Raw genomic sequence first — 24,205 nt, 5'->3', positions numbered from 1 at the left:
TATTTCATACGGACGTATCAAAAAATATATTTACGTCCGTTATCGATTTAGTGATATTTAGGAAAATATGTATGACAAAACAAGATTATTATAAAATTTTAGGTATTTCAAAATCTGCTAATGACCGAGAAATTAAAAAATCATATAAAAAACTAGCCATGAAATATCATCCTGATCGTAATCAGGGTAATAAAGATGCAGAAAAAAAATTTAAAGAAATTAAAGAAGCATATGAAATTCTAATAGACTCAAAAAAACGAGCTGCATACGATCAACATGGACATTCTGCTTTTAATCAAGGTGGAAACTACTCTAATTATTCTTCATTTGATCCAAATTTTTCGAATAATACTGATTTCAGTGATATTTTTGGTGACGTATTTGGTGATATTTTTAGTAATAAATCAAATCAGTCTCAAAGAGGATCCGATTTACAATATAATATGGAATTAAATCTAGAAGAAGCAGTTAAAGGATTAAATAAAGAAATATTCATTTCAACATTCCAGAAATGTAATTTTTGTCATGGAAGTGGATCACATACAGGAACGCAGACTAATAAATGTCACACTTGTAATGGTAGTGGACAAATACATATGAGACAAGGATTTTTTTCTGTACAACAAACATGTTCCACTTGCAAAGGACAAGGAAATATAATATCTAATCCATGTTTACATTGCCACGGAACAGGTCGAATAAAAAAACAAAAAACAATATTAGTTAAAATTCCTCCTGGGGTAGATAATCAAGATAAAATTAAACTAAGTAACGAAGGTGAAGCAGGAAAAAATAACGGTGTTTCAGGCGATTTATATATTAAAATTTTTGTAAAAAAACATCCTATCTTTCAAAGAAAAGGTAATGATTTATATTGTGAAATTCCAATTAATTTTTGTATGGCAGCATTAGGCGGAAATATAGAAGTACCAACGTTAGATGGAACAATAAAAATTAAAATACCGCAGGAAACACAATCAGGAAAATTGTTTCGAATTCGTAATAAAGGTGTCAATTCACTTCGAACGTATCAAACGGGAGATTTATTATGTCGTGTTATGATAGAAACACCTGTTAATCTCAATCAAAATCAAAAACAATTATTAAAAGAACTACAAAATAGTCTCAATGAAGATAATATAGAAAAAAATAATCCAAAATCAAAAAAATTCTTTGAAGGAGTAAAAAAATTTTTTGATGACTTAACAAAATGAATTATTGATAGTATTGCTTCATGTTTAACAAAATCATAATTTATGAAGCAGTACTACTACTTAAACATATATAATATCACTTAACTAAAATATTTAAGTTAAAATTTTAATTTTTAAATAACATCTAGACTTATATCTAGCTGCTTTATTTTTATGAATTAAACCTTTTTGAGCAAATTTATCTAAATTAGACTGCAACTTTAACCATACTTCATGTGCAACAGGTTTATTTTTTTGTATAATAGCCTCTGAAAATTTCTTCATTAATCTACGTAATATTGTTTTTCGTATAGAGTTAATTTTATTAAATTTTTTCGCTTGAATTGCATACTTTTGAGAAGATTTAATATTAGACAATGGATACTCCTAATTTTGATATAATAAGTTTAATTATATTATAATATTGTGATTAATACAATAAACATAATCAATTTTAGATAATAACAAAAAAATATATTAATCAATATAAAAAAAATATTATTATATAATTTATTAAAAATAATGAAATAAAAAAAATTAAAAAATATCTTTAAATGAAATATGAGAATTAAATGAAATTATATAAAAATACCTTAAATTTACCAAAAACAAAATTTCCTATGAAAGGTAATTTAACTCAAAAAGAACCTGAAATATTACAAAAATGGCAAAAAGAAAATATATATCAAATTATTCGACATAATAATAAAGGAAAAGACATATTTTTATTACATGATGGACCGCCTTATGCAAATGGTAACATTCATATCGGACATGCTATTAATAAAATTTTAAAAGATATCATTATTAAATCAAAAACATTATCAGGATTTGATACACCATATACACCGTTTTGGGACTGCCATGGTTTACCTATTGAACATAAAATTGAACAAAAAATAGGTATGTTAAAAAATACCATCGAAAAACAAGAATTTCGAAATCTATGTCATAAATATGCAGCTCAACAAGTTAAAAAACAAAAATTAGATTTTATTAGATTAGGAATTTTTGGAAATTGGAACCAATCTAAATTAACAACAGATAAAAAACTAGAATCAAATGTAATTAATATATTAAGTAAAATTATTGAAAAAAAATATCTATATCGCGGATCAAAACCCGTACATTGGTGTATAGAATGCCAATCAGCCTTAGCAGAAGCAGAAGTAGAATATTACACAAAAAAAACAACAGCAATAATTGTAAAATTTCAGATATTATATAACAATAACTTAATAAAAATATTTACATTATGCAATCAAATTTCTAAAATCAATATAATAATATGGACAACTACACCATGGAGTTTACCAGCAAATCGTGCAATTGCAGTGCATCCAGAATACAAATACCAATTAATTTATTGTGAAGAACAGTATATTATCATTGCAAAAAAATTAGTTCCAAATGTTATGAATACCATACATATAAAAAAATGGAATGTTATCCAAACAATCTTTGGAAAAGAATTAGAAAATATATATTTTAAACATCCATTTTTAAATTTTACAATTCCTATTATTTTATCTAAACATGTTACGGTAGACACAGGAACAGGAGCAGTACACATTGCGCCAGATCATGGAGAAGATGATTATTTTTTAAGTCAAAAATACAATATTAAATTAACGAATATAATCAATGCACAAGGAAAATATGTAGATAAAATACATCCTTACTTAAATAAAAAAAATATTTTTCAAAGTAATGATATTATCATAGATATGATTAAAAATAATCATAAATTATTACATAGCCATTTTATCGAACATGCATACCCACACTGTTGGAGGCACAAAAAACCTATTTTATATCGCGTTACAAAACAATGGTTTATTAAAATTCAAGATACAAAACTACAAAAAAAAGCAATGGAAATTATTCAAAATGTACAATGGATACCAAAATGGGGCTATAAAAAAATGTATAATTTGTTACAAAAACGACCAGATTGGTGTATATCCAGACAAAGAATGTGGGGCGTTCCAATACCACTATTTACTCATAAAGAAACAGGAGAATTACATCCTGAAACTATACCAATTATTAAAAAAATACAATCAATAATACAATTAAAAGGATCAGAAATATGGTGGAAATTAGATAAAAAAAGTATTTTAGGTAAAAACTACAAAAAATATAAAAAATCTACAGATGTATTAGATGTTTGGTTTGAATCTGGTTGTATACATAACCTAAACATTTATAATTTACCCGTCAAAAATACACATATTAATATGTATTTAGAAGGAGTAGATCAATATCGTGGATGGTTTATGTCATCTTTAATTATTTCAATGATTGTAAATGAATCCCCACCTTATCAAAACGTACTAACACACGGATTCGCAATAGATCAATCAGGACAAAAAATGTCTAAATCTATTGGTAATATAATTACTCCAAATGAAATTATTAAACTATTTGGTGCTGATGTATTAAGATTATGGGTCGCATCAACTAATTATTCTCATGATATTGCAATCTCAAAAGCTGTATTAATACAAATATCAGAACACTATCGAAGAATTAGAAATACTAGTAGATTTTTATTAGGTAATTTATACGATTTTAACTATGAATTAGATAAAATCAAATTTAACCATATGATTCTATTAGACCAATGGATAGTAAAAAAAACACAAATTTTACAAAATAAAATTATTGCATTATATCAGAATTATAAATTCCACAAGATAATAAAAAAGATTATCAAATTTTGTTCAATAACGTTAGGTTCATTTTACCTCGATATTATTAAAGATAGGCAATATACAACACAAAAAAATAGTATTGCAAGAAGAAGCTGTCAAACAGCAATGTACTATATTATACAATCTTTAGTAAGATGGATTACTCCTATTGTACCATTTACAGCACATGAAATTTGGCAATATATACCATATAATAATACTAAAGAGACTATTTTTATTCAAAATTGGTTCGAATACAAGAATCAAAATCAAGAAAATGCATTAATCACTCATGAAGATTGGAATATATTATTTAATATAAAAATTGAAATAAACAAAATATTAGAACGACAAAAAAAAATAAAAAAAATAAATACATCATTAGAAACAATTATGATAATCTATGCAAATAAAAATATATATAATATACTTAAAATATTAAAAAAAGAACTAAAATTTATGTTTCTAGTATCAAAAATAAAAATTTTTAGATATAAATATGCTCCTCAAGATTCTTATACAAGTATTGAAATACCAAAACTTAAGATATCAGTTAAAAAATACTTAGGAATAAAATGTCCACGTTGTTGGAATTTTTTTAATGAAATTAATATCCATAACCAAGATAAAAATATTTGTAATCGATGTAATAAAAATGTTCATCAAAAAGGAGAAAATCGTAAATTTTTATAATAAATATTATATTATATACATGATATTAATAATAGATATTTATAGTAAATATTTGATTGAAAATAATATCACACTATACGAAAATAAAAAATTTTTTTATATCATACACTTAATATACATTAAAAATTATGGAATAGCATTTAATGTATTTGATTTATATTATATAAAACATAAATATGTATTTATAATATTATATTATACATTAACGTATTTTTATATCATAACCTTCCTGAATAAAAATCATTATTCGTACAAATTTATATTAGGTGGAAGTATAAGCAATATAATTGATCGATTATATCATGGTTTTATAGTTGACTTTATAGATATTAGATTTAAAAATTATAGTATTATTATCTTTAATTTCGCAGATATTATGATTTTAATTGGTATAGTACTGATAATATGTAATTTGTATACACAAAATCAAACTAAAAAATAATTATCACAATATAAATTTGATATATTAAAATATTAGTATCATAAAATTGCGAAACATGTTTTAAAAAAAGTATTTTCATTATGTAATAATATTTCATTCATTAAAACAGTATATATATGAATATGAAAAAAAAAAATCTTCGCATTGCTATTACCGGAGCATATGGACGCATGGGGTCCAATTTAATTCAAACAATACAAGAATACAAAAATATTAATTTAGCATGCGCTATTGTAAAAAAAAAAACAATAAATATATTAACAAAAAAGCAAGAAAAAATACTGATTTATACAAAAATAGAACAAGCAATAGAAAATTTTGATGTTTTAATAGATTTTAGTACACCAAAAAATACATTAAAAAATTTATATTTTTGTGAAAAATATAATAAAAATATTATTATTGGAACTACAGGATTTAATACACACGAACATGATATTATTAAAAATATTTCAAAAAAAATAGGAATTGTTATTTCATCAAATTTTAGTATTGGAATCAATTTAATTTTTAGACTATTAAAACAAATATCAAATACCCTTGATGATTCTTATGATATTGAAATTATTGAATCACATCATAGAAATAAAATAGATTCTCCTTCAGGAACTGCACTGAGTATGGGAGAAATTATTGCTAAAAGTAAAAAATGGAACTTAAATACATACGGTGTATACCGAAAAAAACAAATCACTGATATCCGAGAAAAGAACAAGATTGGTTTTTCAATTATTAGAGGAGGGGATATTATTGGAGAACATCAAGTAATGTTTTTAACATCAGGCGAAAAAATTACTCTATCCCATCAAGCAAGTAATAGAAATACCTTTTCAAAAGGTGCAATACAAGCAGCAATTTGGATAACACAACAAACTTCAGGATTATTTAATATGATGGATGTTTTAAATATATGATCTAAAAATATTATTATATATAATATGCAAATATAATAATTCATTTTTGTAAAAACTTAAGTCCACTAATTATCAAAAAACATAAATTATAAAAAATAAAATTTTATTATATTTGGAGAAAAAATTGAGAGAATCTGCATTTTTAGCTTTAGAAGATGGAACATTATTTCGGGGGACATCAATTGGTGTAAAAGGTATTACTGTTGGCGAAATTGTATTTAATACTTCTATGACAGGGTATCAAGAAATATTAACAGACCCATCATACAAAAACCAAATTATTACATTTACATATCCGCATATTGGTAATACTGGTATTAATAATGTTGATAATGAATCAAATCAAATACAAGTCAAAGGAATTATTGTACATAATATTTCTTTAATTAATAGTAATTATCAAAATAATATTAGTTTATCTAAATATTTAAAACAGAATAATATTATCGGAATTATGAATATTGATACCAGAAAACTAACGAAAATTATAAGAAATACAGGTACACAGTATGGTTGTATATTAAGTGATTCATATACTAATATTGATATCGCATGTAAATATATTAAAGATGCTATCAATAATCCCGAAAAAAATATAGTAGAAAAAATTAGTACAAAAATTATCTATACTTGGACAGAAGGAACAAAAAAAAAAAATATTACCAAACAAACAAAACTACTGTTTCATATAATTGTATATGACTTTGGTTTAAAACAAAATATATTAAAATTACTCGTTGACTACGGATGCTATGTTACTGTTATACCAGCAGAAACACCTGCTGAACAAGTAATATCATTAAATCCTGATGGTATTCTTTTATCTAATGGTCCGGGGGATCCCAGATCATGCATTAATATAATTAAAAATATTAAAATATTATTATCAACTATGATACCAATATTTGGAATTTGTTTAGGACATCAGTTACTTGCAATAGCAAACGAAGCACAAATTATAAAAATGAAATTCGGACACCATGGTAGTAACCACCCAGTACAAAATTTAAAAACAAAAAAAGTAATGATTACGACACAAAACCATAACTTTACAATTAATAAAAATAATTTACCAAAAAGTATAAAAATTACACATCAATCCTTATTTGATAAAACAATACAAGGAATTAAAATTATTAATAAATATGTATTCGGTTTTCAAGGACATCCAGAAGCAAGCCCAGGTCCAAATGATGCAGAACAAATATTTGATACATTTATAAAATACATAAAACATTATAAAAAAAAACAATATAGGAACTAAAATGCCAAAACGTACTGATATTAAATCGATTTTAATTATTGGAGCAGGTCCAATTATCATTGGGCAAGCTTGTGAATTTGATTACTCAGGTACTCAAGCATGTAAAGCATTAAAAGAAGAAGGATATAGAATTATTTTAATTAATTCAAATCCAGCAACAATTATGACTGATCCTAATATGGCTGATGCCACATATATTGAACCGATTCACTGGAAGATTATTAAAAAAATTATCCAAAAAGAAAAACCAGATGCAATATTACCAACCATGGGCGGACAAGTCGCACTAAATTGCACATTACAATTATATGAAAAAAATATTTTATCCGATTATAATATCCAAATTATCGGAGCAAGTATCGCATCTATTAAAAAATCAGAAGATAGAAATTTATTTAAACAAGCAATGAAAAAAATCGGCTTAAAAACAGCAAGATGTGAAATTGTGAATAATATTAAAGATGCATTAAAAATATCAAAAATAATTGGATTTCCTTGTATTATTCGTCCTTCTTTTACCATGGGAGGAACTGGAGGAGGAATTGCATATAATTCTGAAGAATTTCAAAATATGTGTGAGCATGGTTTCCAACTGTCACCAACAAAAGAACTATTAATTGATGAATCATTATTAGGTTGGAAAGAATATGAAATGGAAGTAGTACGTGACTGTAATAATAATTGCATTATTGTATGTAGTATTGAAAATCTCGATCCCATGGGAATACACACGGGCGATTCAATTACAGTAGCTCCTGCTCAAACTTTAACCGATAAAGAATATCAAAAAATGCGTAATGCATCAATTAAAATTCTACAAGAAATTGGAGTAGAAACAGGAGGTTCAAACGTACAATTTGCTATTAACCCAAAAAATGGACGCATGTTAATTATTGAAATGAATCCAAGAGTATCTCGATCATCTGCACTTGCTTCTAAAGCAACTGGTTTTCCAATTGCAAAAATTGCAGCAAAACTTGCAGTCGGTTATACTTTAGATGAATTAAAAAATGATATTATGGATTCAAATATTCCAGCTTCTTTTGAACCAACTATAGACTATGTAGTTACTAAAATACCACGATTTAACTTTGAAAAATTTCCAGGTTGTAATGACCGATTAACTACACAAATGAAATCTATTGGGGAAATCATGGCTGTAGGAACGACATTTCAAGAATCTATACAAAAAGCTATGCAAGGCCTAGAAATTGATTCAAATGGATTTGATCCAAAAATTGATACTAAAAATACTAAGCATATAAAAAAAATTAAATACGAACTAAAAAATCCTGGTGCAGAACGATTATGGTATATCGCCGATGGATTTAGAATAGGTATGTCTATAAATGATATCCATAAATTAACATCAATTGATCCATGGTTTTTAACCCACATACACAATATTATAGAAACCGAAAAAAATATTCAAACAAAAAAAATTTATGATATAAACTATGAATTTTTAAAAAAAATAAAAAAAATAGGATTTTCAGATTCCAGAATTGCAGTTCTTATGAATGTATTAGAAGAAGATATTCGAGCTATACGTTATAACTTAAATTTACATCCTGTATATAAAAGAATTGATACTTGTGCTGCAGAATTTCATACAGAAACAGCATATATGTATTCAACATGGGGAGAAGAATGTGAATCAAAACCAAGTACATCAACTAAAAAAATCATTATTTTAGGTGGTGGACCGAATCGAATTGGACAAGGTATTGAATTTGATTATTGTTGTGTACATGCTTCACAAGCATTAAGAGAAGAAGGTTATGAGACAATTATGGTAAATTGTAATCCAGAAACAGTATCTACAGACTATGACATATCAGATAGATTATACTTTGAATCTATTACGTTAGAAAATATATTAGAAATTGTACGAATAGAAAATCCATTAGGTGTTATTATACAATATGGCGGACAAACTCCATTAAAACTAGCAAAACAACTACAAAGATTTCATGTTCCAATTATTGGAACTCATCCAAAAAATATTGATAAAGCAGAAGATAGAAATCAATTTCAAAAGATTGTATCTTTATTAAAATTAGAACAACCAAAAAACGCTACCGTTTATAGTATACCACAAGGTATAGAAACAGCAAATATTATTAAATACCCAATTATGGTACGACCATCATATGTCTTAGGTGGTAGATTTATGAAAATTGTTTATAATGAAACAAACTTGAAAAAATATTTCAATACAATTTTAGAACCATCTTCACAAAACCCAATATTATTAGATCAATACTTAGAAAATGCAACAGAAATCGATGTCGATATTATTTGTGATACAAAAAACGTACTTATTGGAGGTATTATGGAACATATTGAGCAAGCAGGAATTCATTCCGGAGACTCATCATGCTCACTACCACCATATACATTACAAAAATCAGTTATTGATAAAATAAAAAAACAAGTTATAAAACTTGCATTCGCTTTATCAGTTAAAGGTTTAATGAATGTACAAATGGCGATTCAAAATAATACAATATATATCTTAGAAGTTAACCCGAGAGCATCCCGTACTATTCCTTTTATATCAAAAGCAACAGGAATACCATTAGCAAAAATTGCAGCTAAAGTAATGATTGGAAAAACACTCAAAAAACAAAAATACCACAATACTCAAATTAAATTATCACATTTTTCTGTTAAAGAATCTGTTTTACCATTTAATAAATTTCCAGGTGTTGACCCAATTTTAGGACCAGAAATGCGTTCTACTGGTGAAGTAATGGGTATTGGAAAAACATTTATTGGCGCTTTTTCAAAAGCAAAATTAGGATCAAATACAAATATAAAAAAAATAAATCGGGTTTTACTATCAATTAAAAATACTGATAAAAAATATATTATTAATTTAGCTATCATGTTAATAAAAATAGGATTTAAAATCGATACAACAGAAGAAATAAGTTATTTTTTAAAAGAATCAGGTATACAAACTAGAATCGTGAATCAAATTCATGAAGGTCGTCCAAATATTCAAGATCACCTAAAAAATAACGAATATTCCTATATTATAGATACAACAAATGAAGATATCAAAAATGAAAAATGTTCACATATGCGATCATTAGCTTTAACATACCAAATTCACTATGATACTACTATTAATGCTGCATTTGCTACCGTTATGTCATTAAAATACAATCCATATAAAGAAATTGTTAAACTACAAGATATAAACAAAAATACTATGTTATAATTAAAATAAATAATATATTAATTAAAAATAGAATACTAAATATATCAATTTATATTTTTTAATTATAAAAAATAAAATATTTAACACATAAATCTATTTATTAAAATAGCTCATAAATTAAATAGAAAAATCTGAAATATAAATTATACTATGTATAAAATAATGAATGCAACACTTCATATTTATGTATGAAAAAGTATACCTGAATGATATAAAAAAATATATTTTAATACATACAATCCAATATAGAATATTATAATTTAATTACTAAATCTAAAATATTATTCCTTGTAATAATATTTTATAGATTATATATCAAATTTTTTAAAATAATTATCATGATACAATATAAATATGTTTTTAATAACATAATATTATTTATTATCAATGACACGTAAAAATATATACTACTTATATAAAACATATAAAACCATTATTAATATAAAAATATTAATATATACTACTAATTAAATATCAATTTATTATATTTAATTACATTTAATACAATATTTAATAATTACTCAAAATAATATCCTGATTCAGATAAAAAATTTGCAATTTTACAATATTCCTTAACTGATATATTCTCTGATCGTAATTCAGGATTAATATTTAATTTTATAAGATTCGTTTTATCAATAAGATATTTTAAACTATTATTTAATATTTTTCTTCTTTTCTGAAAAGCTAAACGTGTTATTTTTTCTAAAATATGTACCTTATTCCATGGATATAATGTAGGAAATTTTGGTACCATTTTAATAAAACTAGAATTTACTTTCGGTTTCGGATAAAATGCATCAGGAGAAATATCAAAACCAATATCAATATTATAATAAGATTGAGCAATCACACTTAATCTACCATACTGTTTATTACCAGGATTAGCAATTAATCGATCTGCTACTTCTTTTTGTATCATAAAATTAATATCAAAGATATATTTTCTAAATTGTATTAAATATAAAATTAATTGTGTTGAAATATTATAAGGTATATTTCCAAAAATACGTAAAACATTTTTTTTTTGAATAGACAAATTTTTAAAATTAAAATGCATAACATTTTGATTAAAAATACTTAATTTACTATAAAAATCATATCTTCTTAAAAAAGATAATAAATTTCTATCTATTTCAATAATAATTAAATAATCAACCAAATTGCAAATAGGTTTTGTTAATGCCGCTAACCCTGAACCGATTTCAACTAATATATCTTTTTTGTTAGGATGAATAAAATTTACAATTCGATTAGATATATTTTCATCCCTAAGAAAATGCTGTCCTAAATGCTTTTTTGGGAAATATTGATTAGATAAAATTTTATACATATATGTATTTAAATACCAATTTTAAAATATTACATAATATGTTATTATATAATATATATATTAAAAATAAAAAAATATCATTAAATAAATACTTTTTTTAAAAAAGTAATAATATAATCGATAAAATACAATTTAATTCACAAACATAAAAATGAGACATTATGAAAGCTTGGTTATCATATTTGTTGACACAGTTTTCATCACATCCGTTAATTTTAGTTATTATAGTCACATTTTTAGAATCTGTAGCATTATTAGGATTAGTATTACCAGGTATTGTACTAATGTCAACAATAGGTACACTTATTGGTAGCGGAAAATTATCACTCTATACAGCATGGATTGCTAGCATTATTACATGTTCTATTGGTGATTATTTATCTTATTATATTGGGTGGAAATTTAAAAAATGGATATATACAATCCATATATTTAAAAAAAATATTGTTTTATTCAACAAAGTTAAAAATGTATTAAACAAATACAGCATGACCACTATACTATTTGGAAAATTAATTGGTCCAACTCGACCATTAATTCCGATGATGTCAGGTATGGTAGAAATTCCAATTAAAAAATTTATGTTACCAAGTTTAATAAGTTGTATAATATGGCCAATATTATATTTTATGCCAGGAATATTCACAGGCATTATTATTCAACACCCAGATTATACAAAAAATTTTTTATCATTATGGTTATTAATTCCAATCATATTAACTATTGTATTTATAATATGTATAACATGGATAGTATATAAAAATCAGAAAATATATAACATATTAAAAAAAATAAAACAAAAAATTATAAAAAAAATAACATAATTAATATGAATAAAAATATATAGTTAATACACGAATAAAAAAACTTATACAAAATGTAATACAATATAATACCTACATCGGTACGAAAATTAACATTTAAATTATTATATAAGAATTTAAATTGCAAAAAATAAATAATTACGTACCGACAGTGAATAGATTTAATAAAAATCTATTTACATAAAAAATCAATATGTAATATTTTTTTCTTAAAACAATGTCTTTGTACATCATGTACAGAGACTAAATATTCCTGATTTGCAATTTTAATGGTTAAAATACAATTATTCAAATTATTATTTTGTTGCAATTGAAACATTACATTATGATCTAATGAAATATGTAAAGTAGATTTATTAAGTCCATAAATAATGCTTGGAATTTTATTATTAACTTTTCTTAATCTTCTACTAGCACTTTTACCTGTATGAACACGTTCCTCTCCATGTATTATAATCATATTTTACCTGTATAATATATTGAAAAAACAAATTAATATAAATAAAAAATTGTTATAAAAAATTAATATAATATATTAAAAAACCATTTACATAATTAATATCAATAATGAATATAAATTAATAATAAATTCATTTTTTTAAAAACATATATTATATTATATAACCTAAAATATATAATTTTTATTACACGTATAAAACATAATACTATAATATTTAATCATAAAAATCAATTTATATGAAAAAAAAAAATAATATCAGTTGTTACGAAATAATTTCAAAATTACAAAAATTTTGGTCAAAAAACGGTTGTATTATTGCACAACAAATAGATATTCCAGTTGGCGCTGGTACATTTCATCAAAATACCTTTTTAAAATCCATTGGCCCAGAACCATACAAAATGGCATACTTACAACATTCACGTAGACCAACTGATGGAAGATACGGTAATAATCCAAATCGACTGCAACAATATTATCAATTTCAAGTAGTAATGAAACCTGCACCAAATAATATACAAAAATTATATTTAGAATCCTTAGAAGAAATTAATATAGATATTAAATTAAATGATATACGTTTTATTGAAGATAATTGGGAAAATCCAACACTAGGCGCTTGGGGCATGGGATGGGAAGTATGGTTGAACGGTATGGAAGTAACTCAATTTACATACTTTCAAAAAATAGGCGCATTAATATGCCAACCAATAACTACAGAAATTACATATGGTATAGAAAGAATAGCAATGCATATTCAAGATGTAGATAATGTATACGATATTATTTGGGATAAAAATCAATATTTTAAAATATCTTATAGTGAATTATTTCAAAACAATGAACATGAACAATCAAAGTATAATTTTGAAGTTTCAAATGAAGATCTCTTAATACAATTATTTAATCAACATCTTAAAGAAGCAAAAAGACTAATATCATTACAAACACCACTAATTATACCTGCTTATGAACATATATTATATGCAACACATAATTTCAATTTACTTGATGCAAGAAAGATTATATCCAACATAGAACGACAAAAATATATTTTAAATATCCGTACTATATCTACAAAAATTGCTAAAGAACAATATCATAATAGAAAAAAACAGGGATTCCCATTATTGAAAAAGGTATAATAGATATAAAATGAACTATAAAACATGTTTAATTGAATTAAGTGTTGAAGAAATACCATCACAACAAATCAGAAAAATTGCAAATCAATTCTACTTAATTTGTAAAAATGAACTTAAAAAATATAACATAATTTTTTCTAAAATCAATATTTTTGAAACTCCAAGAAGAATTGCACTAATAATTAAAAAATTAGATACATCACCAATAGTAATTCAAATTAAATGTCGTGGTCCAGCTACAAAAAATGCTTTCGACACTCAAGGTTCACTAACTGAGTCAGGATTAAAATGGTTAAATAAATTTAATATTACATTAAAACAAACAAAAAAAATAAAAACTGATAAAGGAGAATGGCTGTTTTATCAATATAATAAAAAAAAAATATCTATACAAAAGATTTTAATAAACATGGTCAATTGTATGATACAAAATACAAAAATACCAAAAACCATGTACTGGAATAATTATAATATAAAATTTATTCGACCAATCCGAAAAATTATTATTTTATTAAATGAAACATTAATACCATTTCATTTATATAACTTACATTCAAAAAAATACTTATACGGCAATATATTTAATAAATTTAATAAGATTAAAATTGAACATGCAAAAGAATATGAAAATTTATTATACCGACAAGGTCAAGTAATTGCAAAATTTAATATTCGAAAAAAAAAAATTCAATACACAAGTCAAAAATTAGCTAATACAATATATGGTAAAATTCAAATTCATGAAACTCTATTAGATGAAATTACTGGTTTGGTAGAATGGCCAAATATTTTATTAGGTAAATTTGAAAAAAATTTTTTAGAAATACCATGGGAAATTATAATACATGTTATGGAAAAAATACATAAATTTATTCCTATATATCACATGCATAAATCTAAATTAACAAACCATTTTATTATTGTTTCGAATAGTAATTGTAAAAAAAATTACAATATTATATTAGGTAATACACGTGTTTTACATGCGCGACTATTTGATATTAAATTTTTTTTAAAAAAAGATAATGAAATAAAACTACACAAACATTTTTTATTATTAAAAAATATCATTTTTTACGAACCATTAGGAACAATACTAGATAAATCCAAACGACTAATAAAATTAATTCAATACATTGTAAAATATACAAAATCAAACCTTGAAAATAGTATACGTGCAGCATATTTATCAAAATGTGATTTAAACACCCATATGGTATATGAATTTCCAGAATTAAAAGGTATTATAGGTATGTATTATGCTTTACAAAATGGTGAATCTCAAGAAATTGCTTTATCTATAAAAGAACAATACTATCCAAAATTTTTTGAAGATCAATTACCTTCTACAAAGCTTAGTTGTAGTTTAGCTTTAACAGAAAAAATTGATACTATAGTGGGTTTATTTTTAATTAATAAAATACCGACACAAGATAAAGATCCATTCTTCTTAAGAAGATTAACAATTGGTATAATACGTATAATAATAGAAAAAAAAATTGATATTAATTTATATGAAATAATTAAATACGCAATCTCAACTTATTCTCATCTAAATATTCAAAGTAACAAAAAAGATACTATCATGTCATTTATAATAAATCGACTATCCTCATGGTATCAAAAAAAATATAATATCAATATTATTAAATCAGTTCTTACATGTCATAGAAAAAATCTATTAAAAATTGATATGATATTAAATATAATATTACAATTTAAAAATAATATTTTATTAAAAGATTTAATTATTACATATAAGCGCATTAAAAATTTATTAAAAACAACATATACTAATTATAAAAAAGAAGATATAATAAATTATCAATTATTTCAAAATGAAGAAGAAAAACAATTGTTTTTAAAAATCAACAATACCAAATGTATGTTATATATTTTAATTAAAAATAAAAAATACTATCAAATATTCAATCTATTAACTACTTTAAATAAACCAATAAATAATTTTTTGAATACAAATTCTATTAAATATACCACACAATGTATTCAAAAAAATCGTATAATTTTATTAATAAAAATAAAAAAAATATTTTTAACATTTACAGATTTTTCAAAACTATAAAGATTTCTAATTAAAATAACCTAGTAATCGTAATAAAAAACCATTAATATAAAAATCACTGTTAATAATTTTTAATAATATCACTATATTACCTTAATACTGCATTAAACGTATTTTGTAAATATTGTATACAACAATCCATAATACAATTAATATAATTATCTGTTAATGTCATATGTGTACTTTGAAATACAAATGTTAATGTTACACTTTTTTTTCCAGAAATAATAGTATTACCGTTGTATATATCAGATATGTATATTTTACAGGTATCAATTACAATCTGTTTTTGACAACATATAACTATATCACCTACTAACAGATCTTCATCAATAACAAAAGAAATATCCCTAACGCTATGTGGAAATTCTGATATTTTTTGAATAAAAAAACGATTTTTAAAATCTAATTTATACCAAAATAACTCAAATAAAAAAGTGGAATATTTAACATTGAATTCTTTCATTAAAAACGGATCTAATTCACCCATACTACCTATAGTCTGATTTCCAAAAATAATTTCTACACTATTTAAAACATTCAAACCAGATATCGTTTTTTTTTTAAATGTAATATTCTCTGAATATCCTATAGAATCAAAAATAGCTTCAATATCACCTTTTAAATCATAAAAATCAAAACATTTAGCAGGTATATCCCAATGATATTTATTAGAATTTATATTTCCAATAATCCCTGAAAAATATAAATTTTGATCAACACCTAAATTATTTGATTTATTCGGTATAAAACATAACCCGCTTTCAAAAAATTGTACTTCATTATGTTGACGGTTTTGATGATATAATAACGTTTTTATTAAACCAGGCCAAAGTGAAAGCCTCATACATGACATATCTTTTGATATAGGATTGATTAAAGATAAACATTGTTTTTTAATATCAAAAAAACTTTGTATTTTAGGGTCAATAAAACTATAATTAATAACTTCATAATAACCACGATCTATTAATGTATATTTTACTCTTTTTAAAAGATTTTCTAATTTATTATGTTTTAAAAATATGTTACTACTAATTAAAGGAATAGATAAAATTTTATTATACTGATAAATTCTGATTATATCTGATACTACGTCTTCAGAAATTAAGATATCAGGACGCCAAGAAGGAGGAATAACATACCAAAAATTTTCTCTTAAAATAATTTTGTATCCTGATCGAACTAAAATTTCTTCAATAATATTATAAGTAATATTATAACCAACAATTTTAATTACATGATTATAATATAATTTAATTTTTCTATATAAATAATCATAATAATTATCAGATTGTATGTGTGTAATTTTGCTAGCATTACCTCCACAAATTTTTAAAAGTAAATTTGTTGTATATTCTATAACCTGTTGTTGTAACATTGGATCAACACAATATTCTTTTAATGGTACATGATGTTTCAATTTTGTATAATAAATCGAATTACTCACAAAACTAGGATCTATAAAAAATGATCCAATAAATAAATTTGTATTATTTAAATCAATAGGAAATGAATTAAAATCAATATTTCCTAAAAATGATATAACTTGATTTTTATGTTTAATAACTATAATTTTATTATTAAATATAATATTTTTATTATTTATAAAACATGCATTATTATTTTTACAACTAATTGTAATATCATATTTATTACCTAAAAAACCAAAAACATATAAAGATTGTCCTAATTCTTTAAAAACATAATTTATGATATCTACAACAACATTAACAGAATTAATTTCATATTTGCGTAATTTTTCCTGCATCCAAATTGGTGTTTTTCGTTTTAAATTTAAATTTCTAATTAACCTTCCAAAAACACTATAAACCATATTACCATTTTCAATAAAAATTTTACAATCTTCCATAAGAGTAATAGGTGTATTAATATGCATGATTTTCGGTTTAGGTAAATTATTTAAAATCGAAAGGTCTCGTGCAATACCAAAAGAACCTAATACATCTACCCTATTAAAGGTAGTATTAATTTTAATAATTTTATCTTTATAAAAAATATAATCTACAATACATAACCCTATTTTAGTAGAAGGTGGTAATATAATAATTTTATTTTCATTATTTATAAAACCTAAATCACAAAATGTACAAATTATACCTTCAGAAATTATACCATTAATATTTATATTTTCTACAATACGATTATTTAATAATTTTGTACCGATACATGCAATAAAAACTTTCATATTTTTTTTAATTGTATGACTGTTACAAATAACAGTAACAATTTTTTTACCAATATTAATCTGAGTAATCACAAAAGAATTAATATGAGAATGAGATTTTACCGATATAACTTCACCAACAAAAATTTTTTCAAATTTTTTCATATAAGATTGGATATCTTCAACTTCCAATCCAGACATCGTTAATTGTTCACTAATTTCTTTAATATTTAATTTTGTGTCAATCCAATTTCGTAAAGATTGCTCACTTAATTTCATTAATAATACCTACCTATTTTAAATTGTTGTAAAAATTTTAAATCATTTTTTAAAAATAAACGTAAATCATTTACTCCATAATATAACATAATTAACCGTTCTATCCCCATACCAAATGCAAGACCTGAATATATATCAGGATTGATATTAAACCGATTTAAAATATTTGGATGTACCATACCACATCCTAATACTTCTAACCAAGTATTACAACAATTCATAATATCTACTTCAGCAGATAATACAGTAAATGGAAAATAAGAAGCACGAAACCTAACATTCATATCTTTCCCAAAAAAAATTCTTAAAAAATTACTTATAATCCATTTTAAATTTGAAAAATTTATTCCTTTATCAATAATTAAACCCTCAATCTGATGAAACATTGGACTATGTGTTTGATCGTAATCTTTACGATAAACTTTACCTGGAACAATTATTTTAATTGGTAATATTTTTTTCTCCAAGGCATGAATCTGCATATTTGAAGTTTGAGTTCTTAATAAAGAATTCGCATTAAACCAAAATGTATCTTGAGTATTACGTGCAGGATGAGTAACTGGCATATTTAAAGCATCAAAATTATGATATTGATCTTCTATTTCTAAACCATTATAGATAATTTGAAAACCTAATTTACAAAAAATAGATTCAATATAATAAATCATACTAGTAATTGGATGCATACAACCTATATATTTTTTTCTACCAGGTAAAGAGATATCTATTTTTTTGATATTACATGTTTGATTAATATCAAAGTCTTTAAAAAATATTTCTTTTTTTTTTATAAGATTTTGAATTTTTTTTTTAATATCATTAAGTTTTTTACAAAAATATTTACGTTCTATTAATATTAAAAACTGAAATTGTTTAATATAACAAGGAATTAAACCTTTTTTTCCAAGATATTTAATTCGTAAATTATCTAATTGTTTTTTTGTTGTAATATTATTATATTCAATTGTAAAATTTTTAAAAAATTTTTTATCATTAAAAATAATATTTTCTTTATTCACAATTTTGCCTACAGTCTTTATTTATAAAAGCTTCCAAAATAGGAAGCTTATATAAAATGATTAGTATAATAATAAATAGTAATTATTTTAAATTATTTTTTACATTTTCTAATAAATTAACAAAAGTATGATTATCAGAAATAGCAAGATGTGATAATATTTTACGATTAATTTGAACATCCATTTTCTTTAAACCATAAATAAAATTACTGTATGAAATATCATGTACACGTACTGCTGCATTAATACGTATGATCCATAATTTTCGAAATTGTCGTTTTTTTTGTCGTCTATCACGATATGCATATTGACCAGCTTTAATTACTGCTTGTTTTGCAACACGATAAATACGAGATCGAGCACCATAATATCCTTTCGCTTGTTTTAAAAGTTTTTTATGTTTTGCATGAGCAGTTACACCCCGTTTGACACGAGCCATTGAAACCCCTTTCTAAAAAATATCAAAAAAATATTAAAATCATAAAAAAGTAAATTAAATATATGGAAAAAATGATCGAACATGATTCTTATCTGCTTTTGATACTAAAATTTTCGATTGAAGGTGTCTTTTACGATTAGATGTTTTTTTTGTTAAAATATGTCTTAAATTTGCTTGCTTTCTTTTGAATTTTCCATCATTAATATTTTTAAAACGTTTTGCAGCACTTTTAAGTGTTTTCATTTTAGGCATAACCATGACCTATACTCAAGTTAAAATAAAAAAAGTATTAATTTTTCTTAGGTGATAAAATCATTAACATCTGACGACCTTCTATCTTTTTAGGAAATGACTCTATAATTGCAATTTTACTTACATCATCTTTAATTCTATTCAACATAGCAATTCCAATATACTGATATGCCATTTCTCGACCACGAAATCGTAAGGTCACTTTTACTTTATGTCCTTGTTGTAAAAATCTCATTAAATGATTTACTTTAACTTGATAATCACCAATATCGGTATTAGGCCGAAATTTGACTTCTTTGATATGTACAGTTTTTTGTTTTTTTTTTTGTTCTTTCAAATTTTTACTTTTTTTATACAAAAATTTACCATAATCCATAATACGACAAACAATTGGATTTGCATTAGCACTAATTTCAACCAAATCTAATTTTAGTTTTTTAGCATATTGTAAACCTACTTCAATAGTTACAATACCAAGTAACTCATTATTTACACCAATTAATCTAATTTCATTTGCTTTAATTTCATCATTAATACGATTATTTTTAATAAATTGTATACGTTTACTAGATTTAATACTTATTCCTCCAAAGTTCATAGAACACGAAACTCAATTTCATACTGTATTTTTTTTATAAAATCATTTATATCCATAATATGAGTTGCATTATTATTTCTATAACGAACACTAACCTTATTATTATTGATTTCTTTATCACCACAAATTAATATGTACGGAATTTTTTCAATAATATAATTTCGTATTTTTAAATTAATTTTTTCATTTTTTATATTATATTGAACTCTAATATTTAATTTTAATAATTTTTTAGCAAGATTAATAACATATTGACTATGATTCTCATTAATATTGATAATCATAACTTGAATAGGTGATAACCAAACTGGTAATGATCCTGAATACTGTTCTAATAAAATACCAATAAATCTTTCTATTGATCCCAAGATCGCACGATGAATCATAATTGGTATTTTATGATTATTATTACCATCAATATAATATGATCCAAAACGACTTGGTAAATAAAAATCAAGTTGTATTGTACCACATTGCCATAATCTATTTAAACAATCTTCTAAAATAAACTCAATTTTAGGCCCATAAAATGCACCTTCACCTTTTTGATATTCAAAATCAAGCTTACTATCAAATAATGCATTTTTTAAACTTAATTCTGCTTCATCCCAAATTTGATCAGTACCAATTCTGTGATCCGGTCGAGTAGAAAACTTAATATGAATTTTTTTAAATCCGAAAATTTTATAAGCATCCATAATCATAGTAATACAGTTACTTATCTCTTGTTGTATTTGATTTTCAGTACAAAAGATATGAGCATCATCTTGTGTAAAGCTTTTTAAGCGTAGTAAACCGTATAATGAACCGGATGATTCGTTACGATGGCAAATACCAAATTCTGCCATTCTTACTGGAAGATCACGATATGATTTTAGATGCTTATTAAATATTTGTATATGTGCAGGACAATTCATTGGTTTAATACAATATTTTTTATTTTCTGAATTTGTAAAAAATATTGAATCAAAAAAATTTTCTAAATGACCGCTAACATTCCATAAAGATTCACTTAACATAATAGGTGTATTAACTTCTTGATATTTCCATTTATTTAATTGCGCTCTAATAAAAGTTTTAAGTTGATTAAAAATAACCCATCCGTTATGATGCCAAAATATCATACCTGGAGCTTCTTTTTGTTTATGGTACAAACGCATAATTTTATTAATTTTTCTATGATCTTTTTTATCTATCATTGTTAATTTATCCAACTAAATCATACCTATACACATGTTGTACAAATTTATTATAGCTGCTAACGTTCCTAATATAATATTTTTTATTAATAAAATATTAAAATGTTTATATTATTTAAATAAAAAACATAGAAAAAAATTGAAAATGACTTTTATAAAACATATACATTGTTTATTCTAAAAATAATTTTAAAAATATAGATTATAATTTTAAAAATTATGTAGTAAAAATAATGTACTATTTAAAATAACACTTATATATTTTCATTTTGTAGAATAATATTATTATTATTGTATTAAGAATATTACCATAATAAAATTTACCTTACATAGTATCATTTATACTTCATGATAAGAATATTACATTATTTACCATATATATCAAATAGTTTAATAATATAAATACTATACAATATAAGATATATATATTATAACAAAATTAAAATCAAAAATATAAAAACTCTATTATTAAATCTATTACTTAGTAATTTAGAATTTATTTTTATATTAAAAATAATATTACATATTAAGATCTAAATACTACGTATGCACCAATAAAATAATATTTTTATTATAAATACATTGCATAATAAAAAATAAAAAATTTTTAAAATAAATATTGATTTACATAATCCATTATACAATAACATTATAATTTATTTTATAATTAAATATAATAGTAAAAACAGATTCATGCAATAAATATAATTAAATGCATATATAATAAAAGACACCAGTCATTTTTGACTGGCACCATTATTTACAGACGACAATCAATAGCTTTTGCTAACTGAGAAATAATTTTAATACTATCATCCCATCCCAAACACGGATCAGTTATCGATTTTCCATACATCAAATTCCGCTTAGGAAAAGCATTTTGAGTACCTTCTCGTAAAAAACTTTCAATCATTACACCAGCAATATTAGTTGTACCGTCACAAATTTGTTTACAAATTGAATCTGCTACATCACATTGCACACGATGTTGTTTTAAACAGTTTCCATGACTACAGTCAATCATAACATATTCTGGTAACTGAAATTTTCTTAATTTTTTTACTGCATATTTAATATCATCAGAGTGATAATTTGGATGCTTCCCACCCCGCATAATAATATGAGAACAAGGATTACCACTAGTATGGTTAATGGTCATTTGACCACTTTTATTTGGTGCAAAAAATACATGCCGTACTTGAGCTGCACGAATTGCATCAATAGCAATATTAATGTTACCATCTGTACCATTTTTGAAACCAACCGGACAAGATAAAGATGATGCCATTTCCCTATGAATTTGACTTTCAGTTGTCCTAGCACCAATTGCTCCCCAACTAATTAAATCTGCAATAAACTGCCCAATAACCATATCTAAAAATTCTGTTGCAGCTGGCATACCTATTGCATTAATATCTAATAATAATTTTCTTGCCACTGATAATCCATGATTAACTTTAAAACTGTTATCAAGATCAGGATCTGAAATTAATCCTTTCCAACCAACTACAGTTCTAGGTTTCTCAAAATATGTACGCATCACAATTTCAAGTTGATTAGAATATTTTTTACGTAATATAAATAATTTATTAGCATATTCTACAGCAGCAATAGGATCATGTAATGAACAAGGACCAATAATCACTAATAAACGTTTATCCTTTCCTGTAATAATATTTGCAATATTTGATCTTGTTAAAATAACATTATCAACAATATCTGACGTCAATGAATACCGCTTAGCTAAATCTACAGGCGTAATTAATGGATCAATTCGTATCGTACGCAATTCATCTGTTTTTCGCATATTATTCTCTATAATAATTGATTTTTAAACTACAAATATAATAATATAATTAAATAAATATAATGAAATTGAATAAAATGGATATTATATAGTCATAATATTTCTATGAACATTTGTTTTTGTATTTAAATGTATATAAAATATCAAA

General features: G+C 23.6%; 19 protein-coding genes. 9 read left to right on the top strand and 10 right to left on the bottom strand.

What is annotated here, in order from left to right; translation table 11 throughout:
* The first annotated feature begins 71 nt into the window (after positions 1–71).
* Positions 72–1,214 (top strand): molecular chaperone DnaJ, encoded by a 1,143-nt coding sequence (gene dnaJ / locus AB4W50_RS00550; RefSeq protein ID WP_367677224.1) that lies wholly within the window; start codon positions 72–74, stop codon positions 1,212–1,214.
* Positions 1,215–1,307: 93 nt separating this feature from the next.
* Here dnaJ and rpsT read toward each other — a convergent pair whose 3' ends face one another.
* Complete coding sequence (gene rpsT, locus AB4W50_RS00545) at positions 1,308–1,571, bottom strand: 30S ribosomal protein S20 (protein WP_367677223.1); 264 nt, start codon at positions 1,569–1,571, stop codon at positions 1,308–1,310.
* A 194-nt stretch (positions 1,572–1,765) separates the two neighbouring features.
* Here rpsT and ileS point away from each other — a divergent pair, with 194 nt between their 5' ends.
* The 5 genes from ileS to carB all read left to right on the top strand — a co-directional run bounded on the left by ileS (position 1,766) and on the right by carB (position 10,431).
* A complete protein-coding gene (gene ileS, locus AB4W50_RS00540; protein ID WP_367677222.1) occupies positions 1,766–4,582 on the top strand; it encodes an isoleucine--tRNA ligase in 2,817 nt (938 codons plus the stop codon).
* Positions 4,491–5,024 carry a signal peptidase II gene (gene lspA / locus AB4W50_RS00535; RefSeq protein WP_367677221.1) on the top strand — a complete coding sequence of 178 codons (534 nt, stop codon included), beginning with the start codon at positions 4,491–4,493 and terminating at the stop codon, positions 5,022–5,024. Before ileS ends, lspA begins: the two co-directional genes overlap by 92 nt.
* A 122-nt stretch (positions 5,025–5,146) precedes the next feature.
* Entirely contained in the window at positions 5,147–5,938 is a 792-nt protein-coding gene (dapB, locus tag AB4W50_RS00530) for a 4-hydroxy-tetrahydrodipicolinate reductase (RefSeq protein ID WP_367677220.1), read from the top strand.
* Positions 5,939–6,062: 124 nt separating this feature from the next.
* Positions 6,063–7,202 carry a glutamine-hydrolyzing carbamoyl-phosphate synthase small subunit gene (gene carA, locus AB4W50_RS00525; RefSeq protein WP_367677219.1) on the top strand — a complete coding sequence of 380 codons (1,140 nt, stop codon included), beginning with the start codon at positions 6,063–6,065 and terminating at the stop codon, positions 7,200–7,202.
* A gap of 1 nt (position 7,203) precedes the next feature.
* Positions 7,204–10,431 carry a carbamoyl-phosphate synthase large subunit gene (carB, locus tag AB4W50_RS00520; RefSeq protein WP_367677218.1) on the top strand — a complete coding sequence of 1,076 codons (3,228 nt, stop codon included), beginning with the start codon at positions 7,204–7,206 and terminating at the stop codon, positions 10,429–10,431.
* A 517-nt stretch (positions 10,432–10,948) separates the two neighbouring features.
* Here the strand turns inward: carB and rsmA are convergent.
* Complete coding sequence (rsmA, locus tag AB4W50_RS00515) at positions 10,949–11,764, bottom strand: 16S rRNA (adenine(1518)-N(6)/adenine(1519)-N(6))-dimethyltransferase RsmA (RefSeq protein ID WP_367677217.1); 816 nt, start codon at positions 11,762–11,764, stop codon at positions 10,949–10,951.
* A gap of 161 nt (positions 11,765–11,925) precedes the next feature.
* On the opposite strand from rsmA, the gene AB4W50_RS00510 reads away from it, so the two are divergent.
* On the top strand, positions 11,926–12,588 hold the full coding sequence (locus tag AB4W50_RS00510; protein ID WP_367677216.1) for a DedA family protein: 663 nt from the start codon (positions 11,926–11,928) through the stop codon (positions 12,586–12,588).
* 172 nt (positions 12,589–12,760) lie between these two features.
* On the opposite strand, the gene rplY is transcribed toward AB4W50_RS00510, so the two are convergent.
* The gene (gene rplY, locus AB4W50_RS00505) at positions 12,761–13,048 is read right to left on the bottom strand and encodes a 50S ribosomal protein L25 (RefSeq protein ID WP_367677215.1); all 288 of its coding nucleotides are present in this window, start codon (positions 13,046–13,048) and stop codon (positions 12,761–12,763) included.
* A gap of 236 nt (positions 13,049–13,284) precedes the next feature.
* Between rplY and glyQ the strand changes: the two genes are divergently transcribed.
* Together glyQ and glyS are read left to right on the top strand one after the other, a co-directional pair.
* Complete coding sequence (gene glyQ, locus AB4W50_RS00500; RefSeq protein WP_367677214.1) at positions 13,285–14,193, top strand: glycine--tRNA ligase subunit alpha; 909 nt, start codon at positions 13,285–13,287, stop codon at positions 14,191–14,193.
* A gap of 10 nt (positions 14,194–14,203) precedes the next feature.
* Positions 14,204–16,276 carry a glycine--tRNA ligase subunit beta gene (glyS, locus tag AB4W50_RS00495; protein ID WP_367677213.1) on the top strand — a complete coding sequence of 691 codons (2,073 nt, stop codon included), beginning with the start codon at positions 14,204–14,206 and terminating at the stop codon, positions 16,274–16,276.
* Between the two features lie 88 nt (positions 16,277–16,364).
* Here glyS and pheT read toward each other — a convergent pair whose 3' ends face one another.
* The 7 genes from pheT to AB4W50_RS00460 all read right to left on the bottom strand — a co-directional run bounded on the left by pheT (position 16,365) and on the right by AB4W50_RS00460 (position 24,057).
* A complete protein-coding gene (pheT, locus tag AB4W50_RS00490) occupies positions 16,365–18,743 on the bottom strand; it encodes a phenylalanine--tRNA ligase subunit beta (protein WP_367677212.1) in 2,379 nt (792 codons plus the stop codon).
* Entirely contained in the window at positions 18,743–19,762 is a 1,020-nt protein-coding gene (pheS, locus tag AB4W50_RS00485) for a phenylalanine--tRNA ligase subunit alpha (protein ID WP_367677211.1), read from the bottom strand. Before pheS ends, pheT begins: the two co-directional genes overlap by 1 nt.
* Before the next feature lie 82 nt (positions 19,763–19,844).
* Positions 19,845–20,201 (bottom strand): 50S ribosomal protein L20, encoded by a 357-nt coding sequence (rplT, locus tag AB4W50_RS00480; protein WP_367677210.1) that lies wholly within the window; start codon positions 20,199–20,201, stop codon positions 19,845–19,847.
* Positions 20,202–20,255: 54 nt separating this feature from the next.
* Positions 20,256–20,453: a 50S ribosomal protein L35 gene (gene rpmI, locus AB4W50_RS00475; RefSeq protein ID WP_367677306.1), complete on the bottom strand. Its 198-nt coding sequence runs from the start codon at positions 20,451–20,453 to the stop codon at positions 20,256–20,258.
* A 37-nt stretch (positions 20,454–20,490) separates the two neighbouring features.
* Complete coding sequence (gene infC, locus AB4W50_RS00470) at positions 20,491–21,030, bottom strand: translation initiation factor IF-3 (protein ID WP_367677305.1); 540 nt, start codon at positions 21,028–21,030, stop codon at positions 20,491–20,493.
* Between the two features lie 17 nt (positions 21,031–21,047).
* On the bottom strand, positions 21,048–22,250 hold the full coding sequence (gene thrS / locus AB4W50_RS00465; protein WP_367677209.1) for a threonine--tRNA ligase: 1,203 nt from the start codon (positions 22,248–22,250) through the stop codon (positions 21,048–21,050).
* A 760-nt stretch (positions 22,251–23,010) separates the two neighbouring features.
* A complete protein-coding gene (locus AB4W50_RS00460) occupies positions 23,011–24,057 on the bottom strand; it encodes a 3-deoxy-7-phosphoheptulonate synthase (RefSeq protein WP_367677208.1) in 1,047 nt (348 codons plus the stop codon).
* Between the last annotated feature and the right edge of the window lie 148 nt (positions 24,058–24,205).

Source organism: Buchnera aphidicola (Takecallis arundicolens) (genome assembly GCF_964058945.1).
Lineage (GTDB): Bacteria > Pseudomonadota > Gammaproteobacteria > Enterobacterales > Enterobacteriaceae > Buchnera_L > Buchnera_L aphidicola_AH.
This window is presented reverse-complemented; position numbering and strand designations above follow the sequence as displayed.

Coding starts and splice junctions, on each gene's coding strand:
- glyS (WP_367677213.1), top strand. CDS start 14,204: ATGAACTATAAAACATGTTTAATTGAATTAAGTGTTGAAGAAATACCA.
- glyQ (WP_367677214.1), top strand. CDS start 13,285: ATGAAAAAAAAAAATAATATCAGTTGTTACGAAATAATTTCAAAATTA.
- rsmA (WP_367677217.1), bottom strand. CDS start 11,764: ATGTATAAAATTTTATCTAATCAATATTTCCCAAAAAAGCATTTAGGA.
- pheT (WP_367677212.1), bottom strand. CDS start 18,743: ATGAAATTAAGTGAGCAATCTTTACGAAATTGGATTGACACAAAATTA.
- rplY (WP_367677215.1), bottom strand. CDS start 13,048: ATGATTATAATACATGGAGAGGAACGTGTTCATACAGGTAAAAGTGCT.
- rpmI (WP_367677306.1), bottom strand. CDS start 20,453: ATGCCTAAAATGAAAACACTTAAAAGTGCTGCAAAACGTTTTAAAAAT.
- thrS (WP_367677209.1), bottom strand. CDS start 22,250: ATGATAGATAAAAAAGATCATAGAAAAATTAATAAAATTATGCGTTTG.
- carB (WP_367677218.1), top strand. CDS start 7,204: ATGCCAAAACGTACTGATATTAAATCGATTTTAATTATTGGAGCAGGT.
- AB4W50_RS00460 (WP_367677208.1), bottom strand. CDS start 24,057: ATGCGAAAAACAGATGAATTGCGTACGATACGAATTGATCCATTAATT.
- AB4W50_RS00510 (WP_367677216.1), top strand. CDS start 11,926: ATGAAAGCTTGGTTATCATATTTGTTGACACAGTTTTCATCACATCCG.
- dapB (WP_367677220.1), top strand. CDS start 5,147: ATGAAAAAAAAAAATCTTCGCATTGCTATTACCGGAGCATATGGACGC.
- rplT (WP_367677210.1), bottom strand. CDS start 20,201: ATGGCTCGTGTCAAACGGGGTGTAACTGCTCATGCAAAACATAAAAAA.
- ileS (WP_367677222.1), top strand. CDS start 1,766: ATGAAATTATATAAAAATACCTTAAATTTACCAAAAACAAAATTTCCT.
- lspA (WP_367677221.1), top strand. CDS start 4,491: ATGAAATTAATATCCATAACCAAGATAAAAATATTTGTAATCGATGTA.
- dnaJ (WP_367677224.1), top strand. CDS start 72: ATGACAAAACAAGATTATTATAAAATTTTAGGTATTTCAAAATCTGCT.